13 protein-coding genes are annotated in these 12,848 nt (G+C 37.7%); 6 read left to right on the top strand and 7 right to left on the bottom strand.

What is annotated here, in order from left to right; genetic code table 11:
- The first annotated feature begins 18 nt into the window (after positions 1–18).
- Both EGI31_RS01585 and EGI31_RS01590 read left to right on the top strand, forming a co-directional pair.
- Positions 19–2,502 (top strand): bifunctional UDP-N-acetylmuramoyl-tripeptide:D-alanyl-D-alanine ligase/alanine racemase, encoded by a 2,484-nt coding sequence (locus EGI31_RS01585; RefSeq protein WP_255035372.1) that lies wholly within the window; start codon positions 19–21, stop codon positions 2,500–2,502.
- 83 nt (positions 2,503–2,585) lie between these two features.
- The gene (locus EGI31_RS01590; RefSeq protein ID WP_255035373.1) at positions 2,586–2,768 is read left to right on the top strand and encodes a hypothetical protein; all 183 of its coding nucleotides are present in this window, start codon (positions 2,586–2,588) and stop codon (positions 2,766–2,768) included.
- Position 2,769: 1 nt separating this feature from the next.
- Here the strand turns inward: EGI31_RS01590 and EGI31_RS01595 are convergent, their stop codons facing one another.
- Both EGI31_RS01595 and EGI31_RS01600 read right to left on the bottom strand, forming a co-directional pair.
- Entirely contained in the window at positions 2,770–3,306 is a 537-nt protein-coding gene (locus tag EGI31_RS01595) for a hypothetical protein (RefSeq protein ID WP_255035374.1), read from the bottom strand.
- A gap of 12 nt (positions 3,307–3,318) precedes the next feature.
- Positions 3,319–4,557, bottom strand: coding sequence for a 3-phosphoshikimate 1-carboxyvinyltransferase (locus EGI31_RS01600; protein ID WP_255035375.1), 1,239 nt, complete (start codon positions 4,555–4,557; stop codon positions 3,319–3,321).
- Between the two features lie 109 nt (positions 4,558–4,666).
- On the opposite strand from EGI31_RS01600, the gene EGI31_RS01605 reads away from it, so the two are divergent.
- Entirely contained in the window at positions 4,667–6,067 is a 1,401-nt protein-coding gene (locus EGI31_RS01605) for an L-serine ammonia-lyase (protein ID WP_255035376.1), read from the top strand.
- Between the two features lies 1 nt (position 6,068).
- On the opposite strand, the gene EGI31_RS01610 is transcribed toward EGI31_RS01605, so the two are convergent.
- From EGI31_RS01610 to EGI31_RS01620, 3 genes are read right to left on the bottom strand one after another with little or no spacing between them, the layout of a single operon-like run.
- The gene (locus tag EGI31_RS01610; RefSeq protein WP_255035377.1) at positions 6,069–6,659 is read right to left on the bottom strand and encodes a hypothetical protein; all 591 of its coding nucleotides are present in this window, start codon (positions 6,657–6,659) and stop codon (positions 6,069–6,071) included.
- Complete coding sequence (locus EGI31_RS01615) at positions 6,656–7,267, bottom strand: DUF502 domain-containing protein (protein ID WP_255035378.1); 612 nt, start codon at positions 7,265–7,267, stop codon at positions 6,656–6,658. Before EGI31_RS01615 ends, EGI31_RS01610 begins: the two co-directional genes overlap by 4 nt.
- Before the next feature lie 4 nt (positions 7,268–7,271).
- Complete coding sequence (locus EGI31_RS01620) at positions 7,272–8,852, bottom strand: DUF4139 domain-containing protein (RefSeq protein ID WP_255035379.1); 1,581 nt, start codon at positions 8,850–8,852, stop codon at positions 7,272–7,274.
- A 128-nt stretch (positions 8,853–8,980) separates the two neighbouring features.
- Here EGI31_RS01620 and EGI31_RS01625 point away from each other — a divergent pair, with 128 nt between their 5' ends.
- Positions 8,981–10,051 carry an Ldh family oxidoreductase gene (locus EGI31_RS01625; protein ID WP_255035380.1) on the top strand — a complete coding sequence of 357 codons (1,071 nt, stop codon included), beginning with the start codon at positions 8,981–8,983 and terminating at the stop codon, positions 10,049–10,051.
- 59 nt (positions 10,052–10,110) lie between these two features.
- On the top strand, positions 10,111–10,326 hold the full coding sequence (locus EGI31_RS01630) for a DUF2281 domain-containing protein (protein ID WP_255035381.1): 216 nt from the start codon (positions 10,111–10,113) through the stop codon (positions 10,324–10,326).
- 73 nt (positions 10,327–10,399) lie between these two features.
- Here EGI31_RS01630 and EGI31_RS01635 read toward each other — a convergent pair whose 3' ends face one another.
- Positions 10,400–11,278 (bottom strand): restriction endonuclease, encoded by an 879-nt coding sequence (locus EGI31_RS01635; RefSeq protein ID WP_255035382.1) that lies wholly within the window; start codon positions 11,276–11,278, stop codon positions 10,400–10,402.
- Positions 11,279–11,486: 208 nt separating this feature from the next.
- Here EGI31_RS01635 and EGI31_RS01640 point away from each other — a divergent pair, with 208 nt between their 5' ends.
- Positions 11,487–12,353, top strand: a complete 867-nt coding sequence (locus tag EGI31_RS01640; protein ID WP_255035383.1) for a carbon-nitrogen hydrolase — start codon at positions 11,487–11,489, stop codon at positions 12,351–12,353.
- 63 nt (positions 12,354–12,416) lie between these two features.
- On the opposite strand, the gene EGI31_RS01645 is transcribed toward EGI31_RS01640, so the two are convergent.
- Positions 12,417–12,848, bottom strand: a complete 432-nt coding sequence (locus EGI31_RS01645; RefSeq protein WP_255035384.1) for an NfeD family protein — start codon at positions 12,846–12,848, stop codon at positions 12,417–12,419.

The raw sequence follows: 12,848 nt of genomic DNA on the forward strand, positions 1-12,848 counted from the left end.
TTAAAATTCTTTAAGACAATGTTGATTTTAAGCGAAAAAATAACCACCAACAACAAAATATTATTAACGGACAGTCGATTTTTATCTGACCCTGAGTCGAGTATTTTCTTCGCCATAAAGGGAGAAAGACACAATGGACATCAGTTTATTCAGCAACTTTTTGAGAAAGGCATAAAAGAATTTGTGGTTGAAAAAGACGTAGTCAACAGTGATTCCGTCTTAAAAGAATTCTTAGAAAAAACGGATTTAAAGGCCTTTGTGGTTCAGAATAGCATTAAAGCTCTTCAAAACCTTGCAACTGAAAAACGAAAGCAATTCAAATATCCAGTAATTGGTATAACCGGAAGCAATGGTAAAACTATTGTAAAAGAATGGCTGCATTTTTTACTCGAACATGAGTTTGAAATCGTAAAAAGTCCGAGAAGTTACAACTCTCAAATCGGCGTGGCTCTCTCTGTTTGGGAAATGAACGAAAAAAGTAATTTGGGCATCTTTGAGGCAGGTATTTCTCTGCAAAATGAAATGCAAAACCTCGAGTCCATCATAAAACCAGAAATCGGCATTTTCACCAATATTGGCCCTGCCCACAATGAAGGATTTAGGAGCTTGAAACAAAAAATAACAGAAAAACTGAGGCTTTTCAAGACTTCTAAAGTTTTGGTTTATTGTAAAGATTATAAGGAAATTAATGAAGAGTTGGCTATCCTTCTGAAAGCTGTAAATCCTAATATTCAGCTCATTAGTTGGTCCAGAAATAGAATAGGAGAAAACTGGGTGGAAACCCAACTGACAGAAACTGGGACACTAATAGAGATAAATTGGTTAGGCGAAAGCTACGATTTCGAAATACCATTTACTGACAATGCATCCATAGAAAATGCTGTGCATTGTGCCTATACTGGTTTGTACCTCAATTCTCAGTCAAAAATCAACCTTGATGTATTTTTTGAGAAATTCCAGTCGCTTCGCCCAGTCGCAATGAGGCTTGAACTCAAACAAGGAAACAACGACAATTACATCATTGACGATACTTACAACAATGATTTGGGAGGTCTAAAAATGGCTCTAAATTTCATGAGTCAACACCACACCAAACGCCAAAAAGTATTGATTGTGAGTGATATACTTCAATCTGGCTTGCAGGAAAATGATCTCCTCCAAAGCCTCCGAGATTTAATTAAATCACAAGATATCAGTGTTTTAATCGGAATAGGTTCTAAGTTTTTCGATCATAAAGAGTTCTTTTCAGGTGCCACCAAAGTAAGTAGCTTTTTTTACGAAAACACCTCTGATTTCCTGAGTTTGTTCAATTTTGAAAATCTGACTAACTCTTTAGTATTGGTAAAAGGAGCCAGACCCTATGCATTTGAGAAAATCGTCAACAAGCTGGTCATGAAGGTCCATGGAACTGTCTTCGAAGTTAACCTAGACTCTTTAACTCATAATCTTAACTATTACCGAAATAAAATAGGCAACCAAACCAAAATCATGGTGATGGTGAAGGCCTTCGCCTACGGAAGCGGAAGCATGGAAGTAGCCAGTTGGTTGCAGTATCATCGGGTCGATTATCTGTCTGTGGCATATCCAGACGAAGGTGTAGTTTTAAGACAAAACGGTATAAAATTACCAATTATGGTTTTAAATTCTGATCCTGAAACCTACCATAAACTGTTTGAATATGACCTCGAACCAGAGATTTATAGCCTAAGAACTCTAAAGGCTTATTTGCATTTCAAAACCAATCTTTATCCAAATTCCGTTTCAAAAATACACTTGAAATTAGATACTGGAATGCATAGACTGGGTTTTATCGAGGATGATTTGGAGACATTAGTTGAACAAATTAAAGCAACACCAAACGTGGAAATAGCATCTATTTTTAGCCATTTGGTTGGAGCTGATGAGGCCGAACATATAGATTTCTCGAAAAAACAAATCGCTCAATTTGATCTTTTATCTTCAAAAATTACTGCAAAACTAAACTACAATCCACTTCGCCACATTTGTAACTCAGCCGGAATTATCAGATTTCCCGAAGCAAAATATGACATGGTGCGGTTGGGAATAGGACTTTACGGGATAGAGTCGTCGGGTATAGAACCGAATGCCTTGGAGGTTGTCGGAACGCTTAAAACCACGATTTCCCAGATAAAAACTTTAGGTCAAGGTGAAACCGTGGGCTACAGTCGCAGAGGAATTATTGAAAAAGAATCAAAAATCGCCACATTGGCCATTGGTTATGCCGACGGTTATGACAGAGGTTTCAGCAGAGGAGTTGGTCAGGTATTGGTTAATAATGTATTGTGCCCAGTAGTGGGCAACGTATGTATGGACATGACAATGATCGATGTCACCGAAGCCAACTGCAAAGAAGGTGACCAAGTCGTAATATTTGGTAAAAAACCTCATATCAGTGAATTAGCCGCAGCCATCGGAACTATTCCGTATGAGTTACTCACTGGTGTAAGTGAAAGAGTTAAGCGTGTTTTTTATCATGAATAAGTAAGTGTTTTTGCCTTCGAATAACTTTTGTTGAAATAAAAGATGCTTTTAGAATCTTAAATTAAAATAATAAAACTTAGGATATGAATTCACAAAAAGAAAACTGCGAATCGAAAATGGGATTTCAAAATTCTAAGAAAGTTTCCAAAAAAGATTTTTGGAATGAATTAACCGAAATTGAAAAGTCAGAAATTAAGATGGGTATCTCTCAAATTGAAAATGGTTTAAAAGTAAGCTTTGAAGATTTTCTTAAAAAAGTAAATTGACCTATTTCAACTTAAAACTATTTAAATAAGGCTCCACAATATCCTTGTAATAAGCATATTTCTCGGTTTCGCAGGCGAAAGTTACTATGAAAACCTTGGCGTTTTTGACATGATAATATTGCCTCCAAGTTTGAGCATAGCCGCTCTTTTCACCTTTGTAAGTCACCATATACACGTTAGGTTTCAGCTTCTTTTTTTCTACTACTTTGAAGTTTTTCACCACGCCTGGCAAATAAGTGACAGAAAACTGAGCGTATTTATCCACCGTATAATTAGCACTTGGGAGTTTATCTACCGTGATATTGATGTTATCCACGAACCTATCAATATAGCTCAAAGTATCCGTTGGTGATAGCAAACTACAAAGGTTTTCTTGACAATTATCCTGAATTCTCCAACCTTTAGGTATATCCATTTTGTAGGTTTTCTTGTCCAAAACCATAGGTTTAGGAGCTTTTGAAGTATCTGGAGCTACCTGAACTTGAGCTATTGAAATATGACCAATCAACAAAAAAAGAGCGAATAGAATCTGTTTCATTTACTTATTAATTTATTTCAATTCTTCCAAAGACACAATTTTGCCCAAGTCCTCCCAATAACTTGGATAAGATTTCGCCACTACGCCGGGTTCCTCTATAATAACATCTGAAATCATAGCTAACGGAGCAAAAGACATAGCCATACGGTGGTCATCGTAGGTTTCAAAAGTTGGGGTTGCTGTCCAACCTCCACCAGAATTTACCTCATATCTAGTTTTAGCCACTACTTCCTCAAGCGTCCCTCCTATTTTGGCCAATTCATTCTGCAAGGCTAGCACTCTATCTGTTTCTTTTATTTTCAAACTTTCCAAACCAGTGAAAACGCCCTTAATTTTTTTGGCAACCAAAACCACCGCAACTGTTTGGGCCAAATCAGGACAATCTGTAAAGTCCCACTCAAATGTATCGTTTGCCTTGGTTTTTTGCAACAAAACCCCATCGGGAGTAAATGTACTTTTCACACCCAATTCTGACATAATATTGACAATGACACTATCCCCTTGCAATGAATTCTCTTTCAAACCCAACAGCTCTATTTCCACATCATCATTTTCTGCCAAAGCAACAACAGAATACCAATAGGACGCACCTGACCAGTCCGATTCTATTTGATAGCTGGTTGCTTGATACTTTTGAGGATCAACCGACAGCTTTTTAGAATCCCAGTCCGCCATTACTTTTACTCCAAAAGCCTCCATTTGTTTTATGGTCATGGTGATGTATGGAATGGAACCAATTTCGCCCATCAAGTTAATGGTCAATCCATTTGGCAATAACGGACTTATCATCAACAAAGCAGAAATATACTGACTGCTGACATCACCTCTTATCGAAATTTCGCTGGTTTTTTGTTCTTTAAAACCATTTAATTGGGTAGGCGGATATCCTTCTTTTGCAAGATAATCTATTTCACAACCTATTGACCTTAAAGCATCTACCAAAATACCTATCGGGCGTTCGCACATTCTGGGTGTGCCTGTCATGGTTTTGGTTTGATTAGTTATCGCAAAATAAGCCGTCAAAAAACGCATGGTGGTGCCAGCATCCAAAACATCAGCCACCGAATCCTCCGATTTTAGTAAACGAATCATGGTTTGGGTATCTCTGGCGGTAGAAAGATTTTGCAACTCTCCACCAAAACCCGACAAAGCATTGATTATCAAAGCCCTATTACTTTCACTTTTTGAAGAAGCCAGTCTGATTTTCTCATTTATACCACCCGATTGTTTTTTTACTAAAATACGATGCATTGAATGTAATTAAAATTATAAATCGCAAAGATAATTTAACATTTTATAGTTTTACCGTAATTTCTTCCAAAAAACTGTGCAAATTTGGACAACAAACTAAGAATCTCAAATGGAAATAATATCGGTATTTGATATGTTAAAAGTCGGCATTGGGCCATCCAGTTCACATACATTGGGTCCTTGGAAAGCTGCCAACAGATTTTTGAAAAACCTTAGAATACCTTTAAAATCCATTGAAAGCATTAAAGTCGAATTATTCGGCTCACTTTCGTTAACTGGCAAGGGGCATGCTACAGATATTGCTGTGGTTATGGGACTCACAGGAGAAATACCAGAAGAAATAGAACCACAAAAAATCCCTCTTGTTGTTTCCGAAGTCAAAACAACTGGAAAACTAAAATTAAACTTTGAAAAAGAAATACCCTTCTCTTTTGAAGAAAATATCGTTTTTCATAAACATTTTTTACCATTTCATCCAAATGGCATTCGATTTACAGCCTCAACTTCGAGTGCGAAAATTACTGAAACCTATTATTCTACAGGAGGCGGATTTATATGTACCGAAAATGAAAATTCTGATGAAATCCCAGCCAAAACGATTCCATACCCCGTACAAAATGGACTTGAATTATTGTCTTATTGCAAGTTAAAGAAAATATCGGATGTGGTATATGAAAATGAACTTGCACTAAATAATGCCGAATACGTTGATTCGCAGTTAGAAAAAATATGGAAAACCATGCTCGAATGCATGTATCTCGGCTGTACTACAAAAGGCACTTTACCTGGAGGACTAAATGTAAAACGAAGAGCAAATGAATTTTATACCGATCTTAATGGCCCTGAGAACGTTTTGAGTTTAGACGATTGGCTCCATAAATTAAGGAACACTGAGGTAAAGTTTAGACAAATCTTGAAATGGGTAAGTTGTTTTGCTTTAAGTGTAAATGAAGTAAACGCCTCATTGGGAAAAGTAGTAACGGCTCCTACAAATGGTAGTTCAGGTGTGATTCCTGCGGTTTTGATGTACTATTTGATGATTGAAAATCACCAGGCCGGCTTCGAGGATATCAAAAGATTCTTGTTCGTAGCAGGTGAGATCGGAAGTATCTTCAAAAAAGGAGCTACCATATCGGCTGCAATGGGCGGCTGTCAGGCCGAAATCGGAGTTTCATCTGCCATGGCTGCGGGGGCTTTGTGCGAACTTCAAGGCGGAACACCCGAACAAGTGTTGGTAGCTGCCGAAATAGCCATGGAGCATCATTTGGGTTTAACCTGCGACCCAATAGGAGGATTGGTCCAGATACCGTGCATAGAGCGAAATTCTATGGGAGCATTAAAAGCCATTACGGCCGCTGAGCTCGCCCTTGGCACTAACCCGAAGGAAACAAAGGTTCCATTGGACAAAGTGATTGCTACCATGTGGGAAACCGCTAAAGACATGAACCACAAATACAAAGAAACCTCGCAAGGAGGCCTAGCAGTGGCAGTAAATAGCGTGGATTGTTGACTCAGATACTCTTGAAAACCTTCAATTGCTTGTTACCATTAAGTTTTATACCGTTAAAAAACTTGGAACGATTGGCAATTAAGATATTACCTGCTTGAATAGCTGGAATCAAAATAAGAGCCTCGGTGTTTTGAGCAGGTGATCGTCCAAACTGTACCCAGTCGTAAAAAATAGGTACAAAAGCAGCTAAACTTCCCCAACCTAGGCCCCATTTTATGCCTTTATAGACTTCTCTTTTATAAACTTTTTTAATATCAGAGAGCTTAACAACCCAAGTTTCGAGTTTTCTTTCAACGTTATTATAATGCATTACCGTAATGGTAGAGTCGCCAATATCGCTCAATTCTTCTTGAAAAAACTGTCCGCTTTTGGTCCTAAATCCAAGCATATCTTCGACATAATATCTTCTTCTTTTCTGGTTTCTGTAATTATCCAAAACCAAATAGTTGCCACCTCTTTGTATAGTCTTATAGAGATTGGGGTTGTTTTTTTCTAAGAGTTCTTCTATCTGAAGAGCCTCTTTTTGGTGAGGTTCTTGACCAAAAAGACTTTCAGTTGAAATAAATAAAATCAGAAAAATCAGTTTTTTCATGTGTTGGAATCAGAAAAAGATACGCCACCAGAAACAATAATTTTCATAACCTCCGCACTCGAAATAGTTAAAATTTCGACCTGTTCTTTGGGTACAATAAACATATCTCCTGAAAAAGCGTAAGCATGTGGACAATAAACACTTACCATATCTGGCAAACCAAAAACATCCAACCCATCTTGTGTCAGAAAACCAAGTTTACGAATATTGGACTCTTTGTTTAGGGTAACAAGAACGCCAGTTTTAAATTTCTTTTTATCCCCTACAAATGCCGATATGAGGTCTTTGAAAGCCGAGTAGAATATCTTAACAATCGGCAAATGCTTCATCCCATTCTCCAGCCAATTCTGAATGGTTTGAGGGAGCAATCTGGTGAAAACAAAACCAATGAATGCAGTGCCAAAAAGTACGATCAAAAAACCCAAACCTGGCACAAAAAACTCTTGATTGGGATTGTCCCAGCTAAATTTTATCCTCACCAAACTGTCTACAAAATCAAAAGCACTGTACAAAATCAAAATCGTAAAACCCACAGGAGCCACAAAAAGTAAGCCCCTTACAAAATAAGACAAAAACTTATTTAACAATTTACCTAAACTTCCTTCCATAGATTTACAGGTTATTGATTCGTTTATCTTTTGGATATTTTACGGTGTATTTTAGCAAAACTTCCTTGCTTTGGCTGGCAGGAACTTCGAACACCCAAGTTATTTTTCCTGTATTCGCTTCCACAGTTCCTCCTTGAATATCCTCAACATCTACCTCGATATCAGAATCTTGCGAAACAGGCACTTGATCTTCCAACACCACTTTAACGGTTTCCGATTTAGTATTTCGCACCGAAATCTTATATCCAAAACTCTCTCTTACATTTGAGCCAATGGTTTTTCTAGCCTTGAAATTCTCTATCTCCTCTCTTTTTCCAACAATCCTCATATCTTTTCCAAGACTCAATTTTAAAATATTGTCCACACCCTGCTCATTGATAAATGTTTTACCAATAAACTTGTTCTCAAAATACACATTCGCCTCACCTGAAAGCAATTTGTATTGCTCCCAGTTTTTAAGTTCAGCTACAAGGTAGGCATTCAAATCAAGCTTAGGGGCTATTACACTTTTATATTCTGCTTCGGCACTGTAGGTTTGTACCTCCACCATTTCGGGTTGCCCACCAGAATTAATAGTATAAGTTGAACCCAAATCAAAGTTGACCGTCATGCCCGTTTCTACCACAGCAACTGTCCTCGAAGCCGTGGCCATATCTGCCATGGCCGCTGGAGCTTCCGTAGCAAACCCAGCCTCCATATCCATTTTGTTGGCTTTTACGTTTCTTTGATAAACTACCGGAGCTACATAAAAACTCAAAAACTGAGGATTTAGCTCCATTTTTTGACCTGAAATAGCTGGATTAGAGGTTGACAATGAAAGCTTTACATTGCTCCAATCGATGCCCGTATTTTGATAAACACTCGCTTTGTAGGCAATCGCAACAGGACTTTTAATATCTTTTACTCGGAGGTCATAATTTGGACTCCAACCCGCATTATAAGCTACATAACTTAGTTTAATATTGGCTGGAGTGGCTTTGGAGGCACTAACAGTTAATTCTATTTGGCCAAGTGGCAATGAATTGTTCCTAACTTCGGCCAGTTGCTTTTCCAAACGTATTTTTTTATCCTTCAAAGGCTGCATTTGTCTTTGAATCTGTAAACGCCTTGCTCCTACTTCAGTGAGTTTTACCCTGAAAAAGTCAATCATTTCTTTCAAATCCTCCGGTAAAAGTCCGTCCTTTTCACTTTTAACATTGGCATTGGCCATGATCATTTTCTCTTCATTTTGAGCCACAGCAAAAAGCATTTCTAGGTTTTCAATGTCTGCTTGAACTTTCACAACAGAATCTTGCAAAACCAAAACCTTATTATTCAGATGATTAGCACTATACTTTACTGCCAAAAGGGTAAAATCACCTTTGCCTTCTACCAGTATACTATTGGCGTCAATACTATTCGCAATATCGTCCACTAGGAGTTTGGTTATACCCGCTGACAATGACGTATTTACAGATTTTTCCAGCTGAGCTTGTTGCAAGAAAACCGTAACTTTATCGATTTTAGCATCTACTTTTTTTATATTTTGGGCAAAACCAACTGAGAATAAACTTATTACTAATAAAGCTGTTTTTATAAATTTCATACTTGAGATTATTTACATGAATTAACGCTTTTTTCCTCAAAAAACTTCATTTCCAAAGAATTCTTTTTTCTAATCGCCCATACAGGCCTTATTTTTAATAATTTTGCAGGCCAAAACAAACAGTTAGAATGTACGCACCAAACAGAGTCAGAAAATTTACAGAAAATATTTTTAAAGCCATAGGCTGCAGCACCAAAGATGCCAAATTGGCTGCTGATGTGTTGATTAATGCAGATTTGAATGGTGTGGATTCTCATGGTGTGGCTCGTTTGGCTGGCTATGTTCGGCTTTTTGACCATGGAAGACTCAATCCTAAGCCCAATATCAACATAGTTTATGAAACACCAAGCACTGCTACCATCGATGGAGACAAAGGACTTGGATTAGTTGTAGCACCTTTCGCAATGAAATTGGCCATCAAAAAAGCGAAAAATGCAGGTTCGGGGTGGATTTCTGTTCAAAACTCCAACCATTTTGGTATTGCTGGTTATCATGCCTCACAAGCTCTGGAGCACGATATGATAGGCTGGGCGATGACCAATGCTGCACCGCTCGTTGTGCCTACCTTTTCAAAAGAAAAATTATTGGGTACAAATCCTATTGCAGTGGCTGTTCCGGCCGATAAACAACCTGCATTTTTGGCAGACTTTGCCACTACGGCCGTAGCTTATGGCAAAATGGAAATATTGCAAAGAAAAGGCTTGAATGCACCAATGGGCTGGGTTCAGGACGAAAATGGTAACCCTACAGACAATGCAAACGCCGTAAAAGAAGGCGGTGGACTATTGCCATTAGGTGGCGATAGAGAGCATGGAAGTCACAAAGGATACGGTTTGGGAGCAGTGGTTGATATATTTTCTGGTGTGCTTTCTGGTGCAAATTTCGGCCCATGGGTGCCACCTTTTGCTACTGCAGGTTTTCAAGGCGTGGCGGCAGAACAAGTGGGAAAAGGTACTGGGCATTTCCTTGGGGCCATGCGTGTAGATGGCTTTAGACCAAAAGAAGATTTTAAACAAAGTATGGACAAGTGGATTGAGAGATTCCGTTCGGCCAAACATATTGATGGTAATCCCGTGCAAATTCCTGGGGATCAGGAAAGAAACTTTAGAGCAGAAAGGTTGGTTTCTGGTTTGCCATTGATTGATCCTGTGGTAGATAGCTTGAAGGAATTGGGCGAAAGATTTAAAGTTAGATTTTAGTCTTTGCAGAATCGATATTGAATAATTTCATTAAATTTGTTTCATAAACAATTGATATCATGACAACCACAATTGACGGTATTTATGAAAATGGCAAAATCACTTTGAATGAGTTGCCAAAAAATATTGAGAAAGCTCAGGTAAAAGTTGTTTTTGAAGAGACTAAGCAAAAAGTAGAACCTGGAAAAAGGAAGATGGGTATCTTTAGAGGCACTATTACAATGTCCGATGATTTTGACGAAACTATGACTGAATTGGAAGAATTTTGGACATGAGATAATTGGAAAAACAATCTCAATATTATACCTGCTAGAAAATAAAAACTTGATCCTTTAAATTCATTCAATTTTATATCATAAATTGTTCGAAAAAAGAATATTCCACTTCATATACAGTTTTTGGTTTTACACCTAATTCTACGCTTTCAAAAAGTTCAACTAATTTTTTACCATCAATTAATTCGATAGGGGGAGCACCATCACGACTCGCCTCCCTTTTGGAATCCTCAGAAAATGTTCCTGTAGTCAAAATAATACCTTTTTCAGCTCGACCAATCATTGCATTCCTGAAGTCGCCTACTTGAGCTCTAGAAACAGTTCCTTTATATCTTTTACATTGGAAAAGAACTTTGATACTTACAAACGGGTTCAATTCTAGAGTTCCATAACCATCAATTCCTCCATCGTGGGACGCTTGGGTAACAACCACATTTTCAAAACCATGCTCACGAAGTAATCTTTTACAAATGTGTTCAAACCCTGTTGGAGTTAAACTCTGTAATACTTCTAATAAGGTAGGTGTAATTTCATGTTCTAGCTCTTCTGGTTCTTCTTCATTCTGTCTAGAAATTAGTTTATCATCTGTTTTGGACTTTCTTGTTTTTTGATGAATCTCAACCCATTTCAAAAAAATATCTCTCGATTCTTCAAGGTTTAAATGAATCATTTGGCCTTTTGCAGATAATGTCCAAACTCCTCTCTTTCCTTCTTCTAACAGTCCTTCCCAAACTAAATATTGCCTTGCCCAAGCAACTTGATTATGAAATCTTAAAATACCTGATTTCATCACTTCCTCTCTTTGATTATCAGGAATATTTAAAGTATTTGCAATTTGTTCAACTACTTCTTTTGGCTTCCCTGAACCTCCCAAATCTCTCAAAGCATTTAACAAAGGACCAAACCATTTTACAAACTCAGCTTGAGCGGATTTTTTCTTTCTCTCTCCCATATTACTTTCAATCTTTAAGTTTACACTTAATTTTTATTGGATTTATCGGTCAATATAATTTTCCAAAAGTATCAATTTTTGAATCCTTATCACCAACAAAAGAAAAATTATTTGGTAAGTATATTTAAACTCCATTTTCAGAACAATATAAATGTTTATAACAATGATTTTTAACTATTATCTTTGCAGTTGTTATTTAGACACAAAAATGAAAAACGTAAACATAGGCCTTATTCAAATGTCTTGTACCGAAAATGTGCAGGAAAACATAGCAAAAACCATTGTCAAAATCAGAGAAGCAGCTGCCAACGGAGCCCAGATTATCTGTTTGCAAGAGTTGTTTTCTTCACTTTATTTTTGTGATGTAGAAGACCACGAAAATTTTAAATTGGGTGAAGCCATTCCAGGTCCAACCACCGAAACCATGCAAAGTGTGGCCAAAGAATTGGGAGTAGTTCTCATAGTGTCGCTTTTCGAAAAACGAGCTCAAGGCTTGTATCACAACACCGCCGCCATTATTGATGCCGATGGAAGTTATCTTGGAAAATACCGCAAAATGCATATTCCTGATGACCCAGGCTATTATGAGAAGTTCTATTTTACGCCAGGTGATCTTGGTTATAAAGTTTGGGAAACCAAATTCGGAAAAATCGGAGTGTTGATTTGTTGGGATCAATGGTACCCAGAGGCTGCACGTATCACCTCATTAATGGGTGCAGACATTTTGTTTTATCCTACGGCCATTGGATGGGACATGGACGAAAAAGATCCTGTTATCAACCAAGAACAATACGACGCTTGGCAAACCATCCAACGCTCACACGCCGTAGCCAACGGTCTTTATGTGGTTTCAGTAAACCGAGTAGGCATTGAGGCCAATCAAAAATTCTGGGGTGGCTCGTTTATCGCCAATCCTCACGGAAGATTGCTGTATTGGGCTTCCCACGAAAACGAAGAAACTCATGTGGCAACCCTTGATTTGGAGAATACTGAGTATTATCGTACCACTTGGCCTTACCTGCGAGACCGAAGAATAGACTCTTACGAACCAATATTGAAAAGGTTTATTGATTGAAATAAAAAAAATACAATTAGCATTTCGACTAATTGTATTTTTTTTTTAGAAACAAGAGATAAGTTAAACCTCCTCCACTATCAGCTTTATGCCATCTATCTTTTTTATCAACACCTTGGCACCTTCCTGAATCGACTTACCATCAGCACGATAGGCTATCCAGTCAGAACCCCTGTAGAATACTTTTCCCTCTCCGTTTAGCGGAATTTCTTTCGAAACTTTGGCATATTCATCAATGATTTCTTTGAATTCAGCGTTGTTTTTGGTAAACAGTTCAAGTATTCTTTTCCTGAAAAATAATAAACTTACTATCGAACTCAGCACAAAAATAATAACTTGAGCAGGCAGTTCTTCTGCAAAGCCCAAATACACAAACAAAGCAGTCACCAAGGCTCCTATTCCAAAAAATATCGCATAAAATGAGGTGGTGAATATTTCCAAAATCAGCAAGACCACTCCAATTATTACCCAGATATTGATACCAGAAATTTCCAT

The organism is Lacihabitans soyangensis, from assembly GCF_024343775.1.
Taxonomy (GTDB): domain Bacteria; phylum Bacteroidota; class Bacteroidia; order Cytophagales; family Spirosomataceae; genus Leadbetterella; species Leadbetterella soyangensis.

What these genes read in the sequence shown, in the direction of transcription:
- EGI31_RS01585 (WP_255035372.1), top strand. Translation starts at nt 19, where the DNA reads ATGTTGATTTTAAGCGAAAAAATAACCACCAACAACAAAATATTATTA.
- EGI31_RS01590 (WP_255035373.1), top strand. Translation starts at nt 2,586, where the DNA reads ATGAATTCACAAAAAGAAAACTGCGAATCGAAAATGGGATTTCAAAAT.
- EGI31_RS01595 (WP_255035374.1), bottom strand. Translation starts at nt 3,306, where the DNA reads ATGAAACAGATTCTATTCGCTCTTTTTTTGTTGATTGGTCATATTTCA.
- EGI31_RS01600 (WP_255035375.1), bottom strand. Translation starts at nt 4,557, where the DNA reads ATGCATCGTATTTTAGTAAAAAAACAATCGGGTGGTATAAATGAGAAA.
- EGI31_RS01605 (WP_255035376.1), top strand. Translation starts at nt 4,667, where the DNA reads ATGGAAATAATATCGGTATTTGATATGTTAAAAGTCGGCATTGGGCCA.
- EGI31_RS01610 (WP_255035377.1), bottom strand. Translation starts at nt 6,659, where the DNA reads ATGAAAAAACTGATTTTTCTGATTTTATTTATTTCAACTGAAAGTCTT.
- EGI31_RS01615 (WP_255035378.1), bottom strand. Translation starts at nt 7,267, where the DNA reads ATGGAAGGAAGTTTAGGTAAATTGTTAAATAAGTTTTTGTCTTATTTT.
- EGI31_RS01620 (WP_255035379.1), bottom strand. Translation starts at nt 8,852, where the DNA reads ATGAAATTTATAAAAACAGCTTTATTAGTAATAAGTTTATTCTCAGTT.
- EGI31_RS01625 (WP_255035380.1), top strand. Translation starts at nt 8,981, where the DNA reads ATGTACGCACCAAACAGAGTCAGAAAATTTACAGAAAATATTTTTAAA.
- EGI31_RS01630 (WP_255035381.1), top strand. Translation starts at nt 10,111, where the DNA reads ATGACAACCACAATTGACGGTATTTATGAAAATGGCAAAATCACTTTG.
- EGI31_RS01635 (WP_255035382.1), bottom strand. Translation starts at nt 11,278, where the DNA reads ATGGGAGAGAGAAAGAAAAAATCCGCTCAAGCTGAGTTTGTAAAATGG.
- EGI31_RS01640 (WP_255035383.1), top strand. Translation starts at nt 11,487, where the DNA reads ATGAAAAACGTAAACATAGGCCTTATTCAAATGTCTTGTACCGAAAAT.
- EGI31_RS01645 (WP_255035384.1), bottom strand. Translation starts at nt 12,848, where the DNA reads ATGGAAATTTCTGGTATCAATATCTGGGTAATAATTGGAGTGGTCTTG.